We start from the raw sequence: 16,680 nt of genomic DNA, 5'->3' as shown, positions 1-16,680 counted from the left end.
TCAATGGTCCATCAACAAAGCGCTGGCCAGATTGGCCAGTGAGTGATCCAGATACAGATACAGCACCAGCACCAGCAGCAAGGGTGCCAGCAGCAGCGTCACCGTGTATCCACTGGGCCGCCCCGTCAATCGCCCGGCTGGCCGCGGGGGCGTGGCCTGTCCGGTACCCGACTGCGGAAACAGCGCCTGTCCCGCCGCAAAACCCGGCATGCCCTGCTCATGACGTATCTGCTCGAGCAACTGCACTCGCCAGGACTCAAACTCACCGGGCGCGCGCGCCGCATATTCACCCTGGAATCCGGCAACCAGCACCAGGCCGTACACCTCACGCACCTGCGTGGCATTCTCGGGCAGGGCCTGCAGCCGTTGATAAAACTCGCTGCCAGCGCGCGTGGTGGCAAAGTAATGACGCTGCAACGGCGTCAAACGCCAGTGTCCGGCTCCGGGCCAGGGACTGGTCATGGCCGCCTCGTCAATCCAGGCCACAATGGCAAACAGGGCGGCGCCGACCTCGGCCTGTTCATAGCCGCGCTCACGGGCGCGCGCGCAGGCCTGATCCAGCGCCTCGATCAACGCCGCACCGCTTTGGGCTGAATCGGCTTCCTGAGAAAAGTGAGTACGCGCCTGACGCATGACCGTCAAAAAGAAAGAAGCCAGGCTACTGTCCTGTATCATGGGCATCGCGCTCACCATTTGCTGACAATCAGTTCAATCTGCAGGTTCTCGGGCGCGCCCAGCGCAACCAAGGACACTGCGCGTGTCTGCTCCAGTGCCGCCCAGCCCGGCGACATGGGATCGATGTAGCAGTACAAGGCTCCCGGACGACGAGGAATGCCACGTGGCGGTTCGGCCAGTTTGAGCAGCTCGACCCCTCCCAGCGAATGGGTCACCAGCAATTCAACCTGATCGGGAGCACACAGCTTGAAGTCGCCCGCCAGCGATTGCAAACGCTCTTGCTGCTCGACTCCGGCATAGGCCACCAGGTGATAGCGTTGCCGAGCGGCAAAAAACGCGTCCGGCAGCTCAGCCTCGTACAAGCCTGCGCTGGCGCCAACAGGCTGCAAACGGATCAGCAATTCAGGAGCCGCAACAATTTCATTGAGCAAGGCGCTGATCAGGGTGCTCATGGCGTGAAACCCCGCTGCCAGATCTTCGTGCTGATACGGCGGGGCCAGCACCTTGCCGTCCCGGGTCTCGCCCATCATGTCGTAGCGTTCCGAGAACGTGGACAGCTCGCCGACCAACTGCCGCAACAAGCCGTAGACCTGCCAGGGATGCGTCTGCGGAGCCTCCAGCACATGATTGAGCATGGGGCCATAACGATTGAGCACCTGCAAAGCCACCAGCAAGCTCAGGTGGTTACCGTCCAAATCCTCCGTCCTGCCCAAGCCGCCAGGTTTAAAGACTTCCAACTGCCGTGCGCGTCCGGTCAGCTCGTCGCGGATGCGTCGTATCGTCTCGATCAGCCAGGGACTGGCCGACAAATTCAGGCTGGGGGGGATGTACTGGCGCTGCAAGCGCGCCTGATCGCCGTCCTGCTCCAGCCGCGCCACAGCCAGCAGTTCATAATGACCCAGCTGAGGCAATTCCTCGTCCCAGAACACGCGCAAGACGTAATTCATCAAGTCCAGTTGCCCCTCAGGGCCCTGCGCGTAATCATCCGCCACCGTGACCGGATCGGCAGCCGCCACCATGCGCGTGCTCACCGTCTGAGCCTGGCCCGGATCGTCAACCACACTCACATTGGCCTGGCCAGGCATCATGCGCCGCAGTCCAAGGTACACCGTACGGCCAGTGGCCAGATCCGCCAGTTCAAAACCGCGCGACTCAATCACGGCATTGCCGGGATACTGAATGAAACTGCCGTCGCGCAGCCGCGCTGTTAAGGCCAGCACCCTGAAATCCAGCGTCTGCAATGCCGCCTCGTCCAACTCCAGTTGCAGCACACCCCATGGGTACGGCTGAGTCTGGGCCATGAATAAAGCCAGACGCTGGTAGAACAGATTGTCGTTATGCTGGAAATGCTGGGGCTGCAAAAACAGACCCTGGTGCCAGAAGATCGGTTGCAAAGGATGAACGCTCATGAAATCTCTATGGGTGTTGGTGACCGACGGGCCAGGGGCCCGCTGCCGGCAAGGTGGCCGGGGGCGGAATGACAGTATCAGTCTGACTCTCGATGATGGCTTGCGGGCCCAGCCGCAGACGAATGCGCAACGGCTCGGGCCGGGCCTCGTACTCACGGAACATCAGGCCATGGCTGTCAAGCTTGGCGCCAAACTGATAAAGACGGGTGCTGCGGGCGGGGTCCAGGTGCTGATAGCCCAGCGCGACGGCGACGTAACGGGCCTTGTCCATGCGTGCCAGCCGGATGCGCCGCTTGACGCCCGGCTCGATAAAAATACGATCCAGACTGAGCAAACCCGTCGGCGCGCTATCGGCCATCAACAGACTGGAGAGCTGATCGGGCCTGCTTGAATACGGCTCAAACACTGAGGGTTCGACCATCTGCGCCACCACCATCAGCACCGTATGCGCCTGCCCTCCCCAGGTGTTCAACTGTGGGTCGGCATTGACCTCCAGCACCAGCGCATCACGCTCGTACTCCCACTGCAGATCCTTCAAGGCCTCGTCCTTGGACTTGGTTTTGAACATGCCGCAGCCGGTCAACACCAGTGCGGCCAGCAAGACCAGCGCGGCGCGGCGACCCATACGAACACTATGACTGTGCCTCATCCTCAGCTCCCCACCATCACCGTACTTTGACTAGGGCTGATCACCGTCCCGACCGAATTGACCGGCATGCCGTTGTGGCCCGTCATGCAGCCCATCCGCACAGCCGGTTTGCCACCCACCATCACCGTCATGCTGCCGTTCATGAACTGCACTTCACCTTTGATTCGATTGCTGGCTACGCCGCCGACGGTGCCAACCTCATCACCGCTGCTCATCATGATTTTGCTGGCCTGATTCAAAGCCGGCATATTGACCACCAGCACATTGCGCACCAAGCCCGAGGGCTGGGCCATCTGCGTCGTCGCCAGATTGGGAAAAGGCGTAGGCACGGGACCGGCCGGAGTCGGCACCTTGCACACATCGGGAATTGCATTGGCCTGCGCCCCGCCATTGTTGAGCATGAACATAAATAAAAATCTCCTTGGCAATACCGGGCCTAGCCCAGATGCACCTGCTGGCCGTCCACGACCACACGTTGGGCGCCACGCAGCTCAGCGCTGCGGGCCCGCACACGCCAATCCCGCTCGATGACCAGCCGCTGAGAGGCAGCCGCATAGTCATCGTGTCCCGCCACACGCGTAACGCGCTGACCAGCATGTAGCTGGCTCTGGCCATCGACCTGCTGACGCTGGCCGCTATACTCCTGCCGCTGTGCAAAATAGCTGTGCAGGGACTGTCCGGCCAGATGCACGTTCCGGGCCTGTAACAGATACTGTTCCGCCTGTAGCGCCACATCCGCCCCTTGCAGCACCACGGCCTGCGCCGCTTGAAAATGCAAACCGCCGCCAGTCTGGACACGGACGCTGCCAGCACTGCGCACCACGGTATCAGCGGGCAGCTGCAGCTGCGCCGTCTGACCGGAGCGCTCCAACACCGCCAGGATGTAGGCCTGCCGCCCATCGAACGTCAGCAAGACCAGATCGCCTACTTGTGGCTGCAACAGGCAGGAGGCTGCCAGCGGTGCAAAGCAACTGCCCATCGTGCCAAGCACGCCCCAGCGCTGGCCGGCCTGGACATAGACTTTGGCCGGCACGGTTTGCCACTGAGCGACCTGCGAGGGCTCCTGCGCGATGGACGGCTGCTCAGAACCTGAACTCAGACAAGACATCTGCATCTCCTTTTTATAGAGCCGACAAAGTCCAGCGCGCGTCGGCACGCCAGCGCTCGGCCTGCAGGCGTGGGATATCGTCACCCTGCAGGTCTTGCTTGTCACAGCCATCCCAGCACACCTGATGCAGATCGGCTCCGTGTACGCGCATGCCTTTGGCCTGCGCGCTGCTCAGATCAGCCCCTTGCAAACGCGCATAGCTCACATCGGCATATTCCAGACAGGCGCCCGACAGGCAGAGCCCCTGCGCATGCGTATGCCCCAGTCTGGCCTGTGCCAGACGGGCTCCGCGCGCACTGGCCTGCGGCAAGCGTGCATAATTGAATATGGCCCCCTCCAGACGGGCCCCGTCCAGGCAGGCTCCATCCAGCGTGCTGTAAGCCAGCGACAGAAACGGAGCCACAATCTGCGACAGGTCGGCTCGCTCCAGATCACAATGCTCAAACGCACATTGTTCGAAACGGCCTTGTGCCAGATGCGCGTGCGCCAGACTGGTGCGACGCACCTGAACCTGAAACCACTGCGCGGCCACCGCCTGCAAGCCAGCCGCCTCACAATCCATCCATAAGGCCGGCCCGATTTGCTCGGGCAGGCGCAAGCCCCTCAGATCGCAGTGTTGCCAGGTCACGCCGTGCATGAGTGCCTGACTAGCCTGCACCTGGCTCAAATTGCACTGCAGCCACCAGCCATCGTCCAAAGAGGCCGCGCTCAAATCCGCGCCGCTGAAATCGCAGCGCTCAAAGTGCGCCCGGCTCAGTGCGGCCCCGCTCAAGCGCGCCCCCTGGAACTGGCAGTCGACCAGCACCGCATCCGATAAATCACAGGCGCTCAGATCGGCACCGCGCAGGTTCAATCCGTCCGCCCGCAAACCGTCGAATTTCAAACCACTATATTGACCGCCGGACAAATCCAGATCTCGAATTGGGCCCTGTTCGATCAGGGCCAGCAACTGCTCTGCACTCAAACTCATCGTGATTTACCTCCTTGTGTGTGTCGGGCCCAGTCAGGCAAATGGCCTAGCAGCGCCCCTTCCAAGTCCACGCTACGCACTGTGGCACTGCCCAGTTGCGCTCCATACAGATTGGCTCCACGCCAATCGGTTTGGTCAATCAAGGCGTAATCAAACGCCGCATCCAGAAAATTGGCGCCGGGCCAGCGCGCTCCTGTCCAATTCACTTCTTTGAAAATGCTTCGTGCAGCTTGCACCTGCCAGCCCGTCGCAGCGCGTAAATCGCAGATCTGTAAAAAAGCATCGCTCAGATCAGCCTGGTCGAAGCGGCTGCCGCGCAAGTCACTGTCCTGCATACTGGCCCCCCGCATATCGGCAGACCGCATATCGGCCTCACGCAAGATGCAGCCACTGTCCAAGCGCACATCGGCCATCTGCGCGCCCACCCAGTCCACATCGTGGCCCTGCGCGCCGGAAAAAGTGGCGCGCCGTAATACCGCTTGCGAGAAACACGCCCGATCCAGCGTGCATTGCGACAGATCAGCGCCATCCAACTGTGCGGCATGCCAATTACTGCCTGCCAGACGGCAACTCGTCATTCCCAGGCGCTCGGCCTGTGCCTGGGCAAAGCCGCCACCTTCCAGCGAACAGTTTTCCCATTGCCCAGCAGCCAGTCGGGCCGCGCTCAGAACAACGCCCTGCAAATCACAGTTCTGTAAACGAGCACCGGTCAGATTCAATGCATCGATCCTTTTGCCCGCCAGAATGCATGCTTCCAACACGGCGCCGCTCAGATCGGCCCCGTCGAGCTCCACACCCCGCAGATCCAGCCCCATCAGATGACACCCGCGCAGGCTATGGCCCGCCTGTCGGTGGGCATGAAATTGCTCCAGCGTGTCGATAAACTGCTGCGGTGCTCCTTGAGCAGCCAACCCAGCCTGCAACACGGCCAGCTCGGCAGCCAGACTGTCCAGACGCTGATCCATTTCGGCCAACTCAGCGTGCAGGCTAGTCCCTTGCTCCTCCAAGGCATCAAAGGCGGAAGGCGGCACATCGGCCCAACCGGCCTTGGCAGCCTGTATCTCGGCCAGCATGTCCACCGGTCCGGAGGTCGAGGGGGCGCGAGGTAATTGCGCCAGCGCCAGCAAGGGCTTTTCATCCAGCTCCAGACGCGTGGCCACGTCCTTGACCTGCGCCAGCAACTGGTCCTGTCCCTGTTGCAAGGCATGTTCGATGCTTTGCAGCGGATCGCTATCCTCGGCCTTTTCGCTCAGAACCAGAGCGGCCAAAGGCGCAATGCGCGGCAAGGAAACCGGGCTATACGGAGCCAGACGTTCTTCCATATCCGCAATCCAGGCATTGCCCTGCGCTCGACCTTGCTCCAGGCTGTCCTGCAACTGGGCCAGGATCTGCGGGTCCGCCTGCGACGCGTCGGCCATCTGCGGCAGGTCGCTCAACGGCTCCATCTCTTTGTCCTGCGGTGTTTCGTGCGCCATACCCTGCGCACCAGCGGCTGCATGCAGCGCTGTCCAACGTGCCTGCAGATCAGGCAGGCTGCCAGCCGGCTCGTGCGCGTACTCGGTAAAGACTGCCGCAGCGGCAACATCGGCCGCATCGGCACGCTGGACCGGGATGCTGGCCCGATACAGCATCAGGACACGTTCATCTTGAGGAAACAGCCACACCGTATCCAGATCAAGGACCGCCTCCTCAATCCGTTCACTCCCTTTTCTGCGCAGCAGCAAACGGGGGCGCAGGCCTGGCAGGCGGCCCGACACTTCCGGTCGTTGCGGATGCATCCCCTGCACACGCCAGGACTCCGTGCCTTGCCAGTAACCATCCCGTACCTGATCCTGAGGAAAAGCATCGAACAATCGCGGATCAGTATCATCAGGCAGCCAGGGAAAGCGCTCTTTCTCCCAGCGTTCATCCACCGTCCCCACCCAACGCATGCGTGAGCCAGCGCCAGCGGGCAGACGCGTCAATATCGCCGGCCCCCATCGGTCAGCCGGCGAAAGCACCGGCGTATCCGGATGTTCGGTATGAGGCAGCAAGACACCCTGCGCCTGCTCCGGGTCTTTCAACCACCCGCAACCGTATGGGTTTTCGTTGTAGCCTGCGCCACCATACGCCTGGCGCAAGGTCAAGGGCAGCGACTGAAACGGCTCGGCAGCACTGGCACGCCAACCTGCCAGCGTGTGTTGCCAGCGACGCGTGCCATGCACATGGAGGGTTTTTTGCAAGTGGCCCAATTGGACCTGGACCGCCATGGCCGTCGTGTGCTGCCCAGGGGGCGCCCAGGCCTGTCCCGCTACGCCATAACTGCCCCGTGTCTTTTTCAAACCCGCATCAAAGGCCTCATCCGGAAAATGCGCCAGCAACCACGGCCAGGCCTGGGCTTCGGGCAGGCATCCGCCCGCTTGCCAGACATAGCCCAAGGTCACCACCCAGCGCGCTTGCCCTGCCTGGGCATGGTAGGCCTGCATCAGCAGCACATCATCGGGTTTGTCGATATCCATAGGGGCAATGTTCCTAATTGAGCTTCACAATGCCGTTGGCCTTGATATTGACCGAGGCCGTGCCATTGATGCGTACGTTCTGGCCGGCCACATCAATCATGGGAGCCTTCATGTAAACCACCGTGTCTTTCACCTTGAGCTGCCCCGTCATGGACATGGATTCCAGAATCACACCGGCATTACCCGCTTTAATCACGACCTGAGCCTTGCTGATCTTGATCTTGGAGATCAGGACTTCCCAGGACAGCAAAGACGTGGGCGCTCCAGTTACGGTGGCATTGCCAGCGACCAGCGTATCGATTCCTCCGGTTCCCACGACATACTTGATTGTGCGGCTGGTCAGCGAGTAGGCATTGGCCACCGTAATGGACTGCTTGCCATAGGTGCCCTCCATATCCACCACCTTGGTGCTTTGACTGCGCACCACCCGTTTCTCGGCCCCCAGGATGATCTTCTTCTCATCGCCTTTGGTAATGCGGCTCTGATCGCTCAACTCGACTTTGGTGTAGTCGCGCAGATCCAGCTCCTTGGAGCCGCTATACTTGATCCCCACGCTATAGCCCACGGTAATGCTGCTTTTGAGCGAGGCTGAGGCACTGACTTCCGCGCCCAGCGACGTGGATATCTTGATGGGATTGACATTCAGCAGCGAAATATCCAGCACCTTTTCCGGTGCCTTGATGTAGGACACATCCACCCAGCCATCGGTCCCTTCCTTGACCTTCTTGGCCGATTGATTGATCTCATCCATCAGTTCTTTGAACTTTTCGCTGGACGTTTTTTCCTTCTTTGCCTCCGTCGTATCCTTCTTGTCTCCGGTATCCTCGCCCGCTGCCTCCCCTTCTTTTTTCGGTTCCTCAGATACGGACTTGCCTTGCTCGAGCCTGTCCAAAGCGCTATCTAGTTTGGCCAGTAGGGCTTGCAACTGCTTTAAGGCCCCATCCAGATCAGGCTGCCCGCCTGCCGTGGCCTGCGCATTCTTTTGCAGTTGGGCCAACATCTGCGCCAACAGCGCCCGTTTGGCCTCCAGGGCTTTCATCTGCACGGGCGCGGTGGCCGTCGGCAAGCTGGCCTCCTCTTCCAGAAAGTCGGCCATGGCCTGATTCTGTGCCTGCTTCAGGCGTTCGCGCGGTTCGGGATCGGTATCAACATTGCCCTTGTTGCCCACTTCCAGGTGGTAAACACCAGGCACTTGTTGAATGAACGAGCGTCCCAGCAGGCCCATATGCCCCTGTGTACTCAGACGCACGCCCGAGCGATGGGGGCTGGCCGGGTCCGCGCCCAGATGGAAAGTGCTCCCCAGCGTAGGCGAGGACAAACGCGTATGCTGGGCGCCCAGTCTGTCCTCGAACTCCAGAGCATTCTGACCGGCCGTGCGCAAGCCCGGCTGAGTCGCCGTATCCTGATTGCGAATGCTAGGATTTTCTTCGTTTGGAATGGCCGAAACAATCACCGGCCGGTCCGGGTCGCCGCCCAGAAACGACACCAGCACCTCCGTTCCCTTGAGCAAAGGAAAATTCATGCCATGCTGGCTGCCCGCATACGGCGTGGCCATGCGCACCCAGGCGGAGTTGCCACCATCGGGGCGATTCGCATCAACAGGGGCAAACAAAAAGCGTATGCGGTAACAACCGTGCTCGTTGATCTGGGCATATTCGCCCTGGCCTTCGGCCACGACGATCGCGCTCAAGAAGCCAACCACACGGGGCTTGGGAGTGACGCGCGCCGGGCGAAATTGACGCACCTCGGGCAGCACCGTCAAGGAAGCCTGATAAAAAACCTGCTCATGCCCCGCCGCACCACTTTGGCGCGGCAAGGGCTGGCGCCCCTCGTGGCGCAGCGCAATCACAAAGTAGCGCTGGTTGAAATCGTGGCGGAAATGCTCATGCAACTGCACGGGATAACCGGCCCGTACTCCCGGCGCCAAAGCCACACCCTGAAAACGACTACGCTGGCAGGCAATTTCTTCGGCACGCAAGCTCGCCATGCGCTCGCCATCGTCCTGCTTGCTGAAGTGGGCCCCATAGATCTCCACACTTCCCACGCCATCGAACCTGTCTTGTGGCGGCTGCCCCTGCGGGTCGATAGCCGCTTTCATGGTCAGATTCAATGAAGGCTGGCTAACCGAGAAATCCCGCAGCACCACCGAGCGCGGCGACACACTCAGCGCATGATCGAAACGCGAAACCCCAATCCGATTCTGTTCACCGCTCAAGGCACCGGCCGGTCGCCAATACAGGGGGACAGCCTGCCGAGGCTGGTCCGTGCGCTCATGACCAAACACCAGAATTTCATGGTCTGCGCCCTGTTCGAACCAGTAGTAGACGCCCTCGTGCTCCAGTCGCCGCGAGAGAAAGTCCAGGCTGCTCTCCTCGAACTGACAAATAAACGCAGTGCGCGTCGCCATCAACAGGTCGGAGGGCAAACGCAGGCAATACTGCGCGCCGGCATCCTGGGCTGGCTCGCCTTGCCGGCTCAGGCCGCACTGCGCCAGTACCATGCGAATGATGGTGCCCAGATCAGGTTTACCGCCTGCCTGTGCATCGGCTTCCATATAGACCCGCGACAGGCGAAACATGCGCAGCAGCGCCATTTGCGGCTCAAGCACGGCTCGATAATGGGCAAAGCCATCATCACGATGCGTCTGCCGCAATTCGGTAATAATGCCGTGCCAGGGCAGCCAACGCTCCTGCGCATCAAGCACGCTCAAGGTAGCACGCGCTCCCAGCAGTTCTTCCAGATCGATATCGTCGCGTGCGGAGGCCAGCTCGATCTCGAAACGATAAGGCCGCGACACGGCCTCCTCGCCGGACCAGCGCGTCACCAGAAAAAGGTCAGGATCGGCCAGGCCACAACGGAAGCTGGCCAAGGCCTGTTCGGTATCGTAGTCATTGAGCATGCCTTAGCTCCCCATCCGTATCACCCAGGGCTGCGATGCCTGCGGGCCCACATCTACACTCAAGGCGGTCGAGCCATCACCGTCGGCCATCCAGGCCAACACCCGGTCAGACAGCGCCGGCAACAGGCTCTTGCGCAAAATAAAGTCGATATTGCGCGCGCCACTGTCTACCTCGGTACAACGCGCCGCAATGGCCTGAGCAACTGCGGGGGTAAATTCCAGACTCAACCCATTGCTAACTTGCAAGCGCTGCACGATGCGAGCCAGTTTTATCTGCACAATCTGCGCCAAAGCCTCATCCGACAGCGTGCCGTAGGGCACCACCGTCATGCGCGCCAGCAGAGCCGGCTTGAAATGCTGCGACAGTGTCGGGCGGATACGCTCGGCCAGTTCATCAGTCTGCGGCGGGGGGGTCTCGACCCGGGCGGCCGTCACGATGTCGGTGGCCAGATTGCTGGTCAGGAAAATGACCGTATTGGAAAAGTCGATCAGCCGACCTTCGCCATCGGCCAGCGAGCCTTTGTCAAACACCTGATAAAACAGATTGACCACATCCAGATGAGCCTTTTCCACCTCGTCCAGCAGCACCACACTGTAGGGCCGTTTTCTGACAGCCTCGGTCAGCACGCCGCCTTCGCCATAGCCCACGTAGCCGGGAGGTGAGCCGACCAGCCGGCTGACAGTGTGTTTTTCCTGAAATTCGCTCATATTGATGGTGGTCAGCGCCTGCTCACCGCCGAACATCTCATCGGCCACCGCCAGCGCTGTTTCTGTCTTGCCCACCCCCGAAGGACCGACCAACAGAAACACGCCCAGCGGCTGGCGCGGATCGCGTAAGCCGGACTGCGCCGCCTTAAGCACCTGGGCTATCTGCGCGAGGGCCTCATCCTGACCCCGGATGCGCTGACACAACTGCCCCGCCAGTCCCAGCACGGCACTGGCCCCATCGCGCTGCATCTTGCCCAGTGGCACGCCGGTCCAGTCCGAGACCACCTGCGCGACCGTATCGGGCCCGACCTCCGTAAACAAGAGAGGGGCATCGCCCTGCAGGCGGCACAATTGCTCGCGTGCCTGGCTCAACGCCTGGGTCAAATCCTCGGGCGACAAGTCCGGCTCCACCGCCGCATCACCGTGTTCAGGTCCGGCCTTGTCGGGGTCTGCCTGCAAGCGGGCCAGACGCTGCCGCAAATCCAGGACCTGCTCGGCAGCTGCCCGTTCGGCCTGCCAGCGTTCGACCAGCGCATCCAGATCCTGTTGGTCCTGCTGCACGTGTGCATCGATCTGCTCAAGACGCGCCGCCTCGATACGATGACCGTGCGCCTGATCGCGTTCCAGGGCCTCACGCTCGCGGGCCAAACCCGCCAGACGACGTTCTATCCGCTCCACCCCGGCAGGCTTGACTCCTAGACTGATACGCACGCGGGCTGCTGCCGTATCCAATAAATCCACAGCCTTGTCCGGCAACTGTCGACCCGTGATGTAGCGCTCCGACAAGGTGGCTGCGGCCTGCAAGGCATCGTCGCGCACGCTCACACCATGCACCGCCTCGTAGCGGCTCTTGAGCCCACGCAGTATCTGCACCGCCGTGGCACTGTCAGGCTCGTCCAGTCGAATCAATTGAAACCGTCGCGTCAGGGCCGGATCGCGCTCGAAATACTTCTTGTACTCGGCCCAGGTGGTCGCGGCAATGGTGCGCAGCTCACCACGCGCCAAGGCCGGTTTGAGCAGATTGGCGGCATCGCTGCCACCGCTGGCGCCACCGGCGCCAATCAGCATATGCGCCTCGTCGACAAACAAGATAATGGGCTGCGGTGAGGCCTTGATGGCATCAATCACACCACGTAGCCGTTGCTCAAACTCTCCCTTGACGCTCGCCCCGGCCTCCAGCAGCCCCAGGTCCAGGCCCAGCAAGCGGGTACCGCGTAAAAACTCCGGCACATCGCCTTGCTCGATGCGCAAGGCCAGCCCCTCGACCACCGCTGTCTTGCCCACGCCGGGTTCACCCACGCAAATGGGGTTGTTCTTGCGACGACGCGCCAGAATGTCGATCATCTGGCGGATCTCATCGTCACGCCCGAATACCGGATCTATCTCACCGCGCGCCGCCTTGGCGGTGTAATCTTCGCAAAACCGCGCCAGTGCGCTATCAGCGGCCGAGGTCGCCGTGGGCGGTGCCCCCTTGGACGCGTCGAGCGGCTCGTAAGCCTGCTCAGCCGACGTCCCGGTCCAGGCGGCAAACTGCTTGTGCAATTGCTCACTGGAGAGGGCGCGCAAACTCTCGCCCCACGGTGTACCTGCGGCGTAATAACCCAGCCGCATCAACAAGGCCAGCAACACGGCACCACTACGCACATGGCGGCCCCCCAGATTGACCGAGGCGACCAGCCAGCTGTCTTGCAAGCACTCCGTCAGCATGGGCGAGAAAACCGGGCGACCCGGATTGCCGCTTTTGAAGCGTGCCAGTGCATCCTCCAATTGGGCGGCCAGTCGCAGGCTATCAATCTGGCTCTGGGCCAGAATGTGAGCCAGATCGCTGCCCGTCTCGCTCAGCAGGCGATGCAACAGGTGCTCAATGCTGATTTCATAATGCCCCCGTGCCAGGGTCAGGCCTGCGGCAGACTCCACGGCCGCTGTGCACAAGGGATTGAGCCTGGCAAACAAAGGCTTTAAGTCAACGAGCATCATGATCATCGTTCTCCGCAGTAAAAAGATTCAAGCCGAAACGCACCGGCCGCTCGGCCAGTACGCGGCTACGGCCTTGGCCCAGCCATGTATTGCATCCCAGCCGCTGCCAACCCCGGCCCAGACAGGCCCCCTGGCGCTGCTGCGGCTCCAGCCACAACTGCAGCTCACACTGCAGCGGAGCCTGTAAATACCAGGCCACGGTGCGGCTGACCCGATCAAACAAGGGCGCACCCGGCAATAAGTCGTGAAACAACTCGGCCTGCAAAGGGCCAATTTCGATATCGGCATTGCCGGCGCAATCGAGCACCTGTTCGCCCAGCACACTGTCCTCACCCAAACTACAGGCCTGTCCGCCCAAGCGGCTGCGATAGACCGGGGCAATGCGGACAAAGCGCGGTGCACAGGGGTGGACCCGCACCGGCAAGCCCCCCAACAAACCTGCCAACAGGCTTTGCAAACCCAAGGCGGAACGTGACTTCATGCCCAGATTGCCGGCAAAAGGCAGGAGCGCCTGCGCATCATCCTGGCGCTCAGGCGTCTCACGCAGCCCTACCAGGGCATATAGCTGGCGCAGGCGCTGGCCGTCACGACGCTCGTGCACAGCCAGCCAGATGCGATACTTTTCCCAAGCCTGATACAGCAGCGGATAAAGCGCCGCATGCACAATGTCGATAAAGTCGCGGCGGGCCGAATATCCCTGCATCGCCTCTTGAATCAGGTCCTCGGTATAAAACGTGGGCAGCGGCGAGGTCACCCCATACAAGCCAAAGAAATTGGCTTCAATATGAAAACGGCCATCGACACCGCGTTCGACCTTGGCCAGATCCGACTCGGGGAATGCCAATGTCAGTGCCGGCCGAATACGCACGCGCTCGCGCAAGGCCGCATCGTCGCCCAGATGCTGGCGCAGCAAACGCGCCGCCTGGAAAAAGCTGTATTGGGGGGCCTGGGCCTGCAAATCCTGCAGCAGCCCAGCCTCTACAACAGGCGTTGCTGACCGATTTGCGCTGGCCATTGCAGCGTCTCCCCATGGACCGTGTCATGCAGCGTCAAGGCGATGAAGGTATTCATCGTGGCGCAGCCGGACAAAAATTCGTTCAAGACAGAACCGAACAGATACAGGCTGCCGGGACCTGAGAAATGATCTCCTGCGCACTCGATGCGAACCGTACTGCCCTGCACAGGCATGCCGCGCACCATGCGCCGCTGGCTTTGCACCTGCACCTGCTGAATAGATTCGATCTGGCGCAATCCGGCGGCCCGCTGCCCGGACTCCCCGCGTTGCTCGGGCAGATACAGCAACAGCAATTTGCGCAGACTCTCGGCACTGGACAGCGCCATCTGATTGGCCTGCATGTGCGAGAGCACGCGCCAGAGCAAATCCTGCGCCAGATAGGGTTCGCGATAGGAGGTGACCCCGGTGATGTTGGAGAAGGTCACCCGCACCGGCGACCGGTCGGTCGCCTCGCAGATCTCGCCCAGGCGCAGATCATCCGGCCCGCTGCCGTCTGTGCAGCTCAGGCGCAAGGACAGGACCTGCTCACCGTCTTGCACCAGCCCAGCGCCTGGCAAGCTTAAATAATGCTCACAACCCGAGCCCAGTGCCGAGGCACGTACGCGAATGTGATAGGACTGGGCGCCCGGCACACAGTCGCTGGCCGGCTGATAGCCTTGTTCCAGCCCATCCGCACTGCGTAGGTCCACCCGGTCCACACTGTAAATCTGAGCACCCTGACGCCCCGTGACTGGCCGGATACGATATTCCGGCTGCCGGTGATCCACGTACAAGGGCTGGCCATCCAGGGGGTACAAGTTGACGGCCGGGCTCGCATGCAAGACAAAATTGTCCACACTGACCTCAGGAGCCCAGTCGGGCAGACGGTCAAACTCAAAACGCAACACCAGCCGCGTCCCCTGGCGGGCACGCCAGCGCTCCAGTCCCTTTAGTTCCAGAAAACGCAGCTTTTCAGGCAGGGCAAAATATTCATGCAAAATGCGCCAGGCCGGATGCGCGCCTGCCGGCCAGGGTAATAAGGGATAGGCGGGGTCAAAGCCAAACGGACGCAGACACGCCGGCTCCAGCCGCACCATGCTGCCTTGGGGCGAGCCGACATAGATGGCGCGCGTGTCACGCATAAGAATTCGAAACAAGCCGCTGGCCACCGTCTCGCTGCCGCCCAGCCACAGCCGTAACGAGTTCCCTTCCCATTGAGCGGCATCCAAGCCTGTCAGAGCCAGTTCCAGCACCAGCGCCGGCACCTGACTGGCGCGCTGGCCTGCATCCCAATAGGCGTGTTCCAGACGCAAAGGCTCAACAGCGACTGGATAAATCGCATTGAATACCGCGCGTTCACCGCGCTCGCCGGAAGAGGAAAAAGTCGTACCGACCGGCACCTGCAAGGTTTCACCTGTCACGCTGCGCGGACTGTACTGCATGATGGTCATGCACGGCACCGGCCGCAGGAACTGCGGAAACATCAGTTGCGCCAGACTTTGCACAAACTCAGGAAAATCGTCGTCCAGACGCTGGCGCACAAGCCCCGTCATGAAGGCCACGCCTTCGAGCAGACGCTCTACATCCGCATCGACCGCGGCCGCACTGCCCAGCAAGGGGGCCAGAGCGGGATTGCGACGCCCAAACTCAGCGGCCAAGGAGCGCAGATTATGCAGTTCCTGTTCGTAGTATCGATTCAACATTCCCATTTCCCTGGAGCACACGCAATGGCCAACACGTTTGTCATTGCGCTTGCAACGACACCCGGCCAGACGAGGAGATTGACGTAGCCAGCCGTATTGGCAGCTCGTGGTCGTCTACCTGCACCAGACCTTCGAGCGAAAAGCTCAAGGACAGCACTTCACTGCCCTGCTCGCTGACCTGCACTTTGGGCGCTTTCAGGCGCGGCTCGTAGCGTTCGATCATGCGGGTGATACTGTCGATGATCTCGCGCGTGGACCCGCTGCTAAAGGAGCCGGCCAGATTGGTGAAATCCGGCACCCCGAACTCCGGGTCCAGTGGCACGCTGCCGCGCCGGGTATTGAGGATGCGCTGCAGATGCTCGCGTATCGAGACCACCAGCACCTGGGCACGCGTGGCCTGGGTCTGGATCTGTCCCGTCTCCAGCGCAGCAATGCGCTCCAGCAGACGCAACTCGCGCATCCCTTTTCCCTCTTACTTTGGTGTGAGCCAGGAGTCTTCGGCCTCGATGCCGTCCGGCTCCCAGGTCCAGACGATTTTTTCGTAGGTCAGGGCGATGTCTTCCATGTGGCCGAACTGGCGGTTCTCGGGAGCCAGGCAGTTAGGGACCCAGGTGCGCGAGCTGGTGACGACGGCCTTTTCCAGGCGAATCGTGTAGTACTTTTCTTCCGTGCCCTTGGGGCTAATACGGTAAAACTCCAGCTCGACTTTGCTCAGTTGTTCGCCCGAGCACTGTGCCTGGAAGATCTTGGGCGAGGACTTGTCGATTTCCTTGGTCAAGGTAATACCCAGGTGCTGGCGCTTGCCCGAGGGCAGGCCCGTCTGGGGGCTCTTGGGCAGTTCAATACGATGATCGACGGCCTGGATCAGAATCTTGCCGCTGTGACCCTGAACTTCGCAGGACCCTTCGATCTTGCCCTGGGTTTCGCCTTCAAGCGTGAGATAGCATGGCATAGGCATGGTAAATTACTCCTGTTGTTAACTGACTGTGTGATGACTTAAGCAGTAGTTGCCAATACCGGGTACACCACGACGTCTGGCTGGCGTCGCGCCGGTGCCTCAAGGCGGCGATCCTGTGTCAGCAGGATCGCC

General features: G+C 61.2%; 13 protein-coding genes. All 13 read right to left on the bottom strand.

Going from position 1 to position 16,680, the window contains the following annotated elements; translation table 11 throughout:
• Genes V6936_RS04575 through V6936_RS04515 form a run of 13 tightly spaced genes read right to left on the bottom strand, consistent with a single transcriptional unit; the run spans position 1 to position 16,548 of the window.
• Positions 1 to 681 (bottom strand): DotU family type IV/VI secretion system protein, encoded by a 681-nt coding sequence (locus tag V6936_RS04575; protein WP_336579494.1) that lies wholly within the window; start codon positions 679 to 681, stop codon positions 1 to 3.
• 5 nt (positions 682 to 686) lie between these two features.
• Entirely contained in the window at positions 687 to 2,084 is a 1,398-nt protein-coding gene (gene tssK / locus V6936_RS04570; protein WP_240208674.1) for a type VI secretion system baseplate subunit TssK, read from the bottom strand.
• A 7-nt stretch (positions 2,085 to 2,091) separates the two neighbouring features.
• Complete coding sequence (gene tssJ, locus V6936_RS04565) at positions 2,092 to 2,733, bottom strand: type VI secretion system lipoprotein TssJ (RefSeq protein WP_094196773.1); 642 nt, start codon at positions 2,731 to 2,733, stop codon at positions 2,092 to 2,094.
• Positions 2,734 to 2,735: 2 nt separating this feature from the next.
• Positions 2,736 to 3,140, bottom strand: a complete 405-nt coding sequence (locus tag V6936_RS04560) for a DUF4150 domain-containing protein (protein WP_094196774.1) — start codon at positions 3,138 to 3,140, stop codon at positions 2,736 to 2,738.
• Between the two features lie 29 nt (positions 3,141 to 3,169).
• Positions 3,170 to 3,841 carry a DUF3540 domain-containing protein gene (locus tag V6936_RS04555; RefSeq protein ID WP_336579491.1) on the bottom strand — a complete coding sequence of 224 codons (672 nt, stop codon included), beginning with the start codon at positions 3,839 to 3,841 and terminating at the stop codon, positions 3,170 to 3,172.
• A 13-nt stretch (positions 3,842 to 3,854) separates the two neighbouring features.
• The gene (locus tag V6936_RS04550) at positions 3,855 to 4,811 is read right to left on the bottom strand and encodes a pentapeptide repeat-containing protein (protein WP_131070585.1); all 957 of its coding nucleotides are present in this window, start codon (positions 4,809 to 4,811) and stop codon (positions 3,855 to 3,857) included.
• Positions 4,808 to 7,309, bottom strand: coding sequence for a DUF2169 family type VI secretion system accessory protein (locus V6936_RS04545; RefSeq protein ID WP_336579489.1), 2,502 nt, complete (start codon positions 7,307 to 7,309; stop codon positions 4,808 to 4,810). The genes V6936_RS04550 and V6936_RS04545 overlap by 4 nt, the downstream gene beginning before the upstream one ends.
• 13 nt (positions 7,310 to 7,322) lie before the next feature.
• Entirely contained in the window at positions 7,323 to 10,208 is a 2,886-nt protein-coding gene (gene tssI / locus V6936_RS04540) for a type VI secretion system tip protein TssI/VgrG (protein WP_336579488.1), read from the bottom strand.
• 3 nt (positions 10,209 to 10,211) lie between these two features.
• Entirely contained in the window at positions 10,212 to 12,893 is a 2,682-nt protein-coding gene (tssH, locus tag V6936_RS04535) for a type VI secretion system ATPase TssH (protein WP_336579487.1), read from the bottom strand.
• Positions 12,880 to 13,908, bottom strand: coding sequence for a type VI secretion system baseplate subunit TssG (tssG, locus tag V6936_RS04530; protein WP_336579486.1), 1,029 nt, complete (start codon positions 13,906 to 13,908; stop codon positions 12,880 to 12,882). The genes tssH and tssG overlap by 14 nt, the downstream gene beginning before the upstream one ends.
• Positions 13,872 to 15,590, bottom strand: a complete 1,719-nt coding sequence (tssF, locus tag V6936_RS04525) for a type VI secretion system baseplate subunit TssF (RefSeq protein ID WP_336579484.1) — start codon at positions 15,588 to 15,590, stop codon at positions 13,872 to 13,874. The genes tssG and tssF overlap by 37 nt, the downstream gene beginning before the upstream one ends.
• Before the next feature lie 40 nt (positions 15,591 to 15,630).
• Positions 15,631 to 16,050 (bottom strand): type VI secretion system baseplate subunit TssE, encoded by a 420-nt coding sequence (gene tssE / locus V6936_RS04520; protein ID WP_003799822.1) that lies wholly within the window; start codon positions 16,048 to 16,050, stop codon positions 15,631 to 15,633.
• Positions 16,051 to 16,062: 12 nt separating this feature from the next.
• Positions 16,063 to 16,548, bottom strand: coding sequence for an Hcp family type VI secretion system effector (locus V6936_RS04515; protein ID WP_003799821.1), 486 nt, complete (start codon positions 16,546 to 16,548; stop codon positions 16,063 to 16,065).
• Positions 16,549 to 16,680: the final 132 nt, after the last annotated feature.

Origin of the sequence: Alcaligenes sp. CHO6, from assembly GCF_037120595.1 — a bacterium.
Classification (GTDB): domain Bacteria; phylum Pseudomonadota; class Gammaproteobacteria; order Burkholderiales; family Burkholderiaceae_B; genus Alcaligenes; species Alcaligenes ammonioxydans.
This window is presented reverse-complemented; position numbering and strand designations above follow the sequence as displayed.

Coding starts and splice junctions, on each gene's coding strand:
- V6936_RS04575 (WP_336579494.1), bottom strand. CDS start 681: ATGCCCATGATACAGGACAGTAGCCTGGCTTCTTTCTTTTTGACGGTC.
- tssK (WP_240208674.1), bottom strand. CDS start 2,084: ATGAGCGTTCATCCTTTGCAACCGATCTTCTGGCACCAGGGTCTGTTT.
- tssJ (WP_094196773.1), bottom strand. CDS start 2,733: ATGAGGCACAGTCATAGTGTTCGTATGGGTCGCCGCGCCGCGCTGGTC.
- V6936_RS04560 (WP_094196774.1), bottom strand. CDS start 3,140: ATGTTCATGCTCAACAATGGCGGGGCGCAGGCCAATGCAATTCCCGAT.
- V6936_RS04555 (WP_336579491.1), bottom strand. CDS start 3,841: ATGTCTTGTCTGAGTTCAGGTTCTGAGCAGCCGTCCATCGCGCAGGAG.
- V6936_RS04550 (WP_131070585.1), bottom strand. CDS start 4,811: ATGAGTTTGAGTGCAGAGCAGTTGCTGGCCCTGATCGAACAGGGCCCA.
- V6936_RS04545 (WP_336579489.1), bottom strand. CDS start 7,309: ATGGATATCGACAAACCCGATGATGTGCTGCTGATGCAGGCCTACCAT.
- tssI (WP_336579488.1), bottom strand. CDS start 10,208: ATGCTCAATGACTACGATACCGAACAGGCCTTGGCCAGCTTCCGTTGT.
- tssH (WP_336579487.1), bottom strand. CDS start 12,893: ATGATGCTCGTTGACTTAAAGCCTTTGTTTGCCAGGCTCAATCCCTTG.
- tssG (WP_336579486.1), bottom strand. CDS start 13,908: ATGGCCAGCGCAAATCGGTCAGCAACGCCTGTTGTAGAGGCTGGGCTG.
- tssF (WP_336579484.1), bottom strand. CDS start 15,590: ATGTTGAATCGATACTACGAACAGGAACTGCATAATCTGCGCTCCTTG.
- tssE (WP_003799822.1), bottom strand. CDS start 16,050: ATGCGCGAGTTGCGTCTGCTGGAGCGCATTGCTGCGCTGGAGACGGGA.
- V6936_RS04515 (WP_003799821.1), bottom strand. CDS start 16,548: ATGCCTATGCCATGCTATCTCACGCTTGAAGGCGAAACCCAGGGCAAG.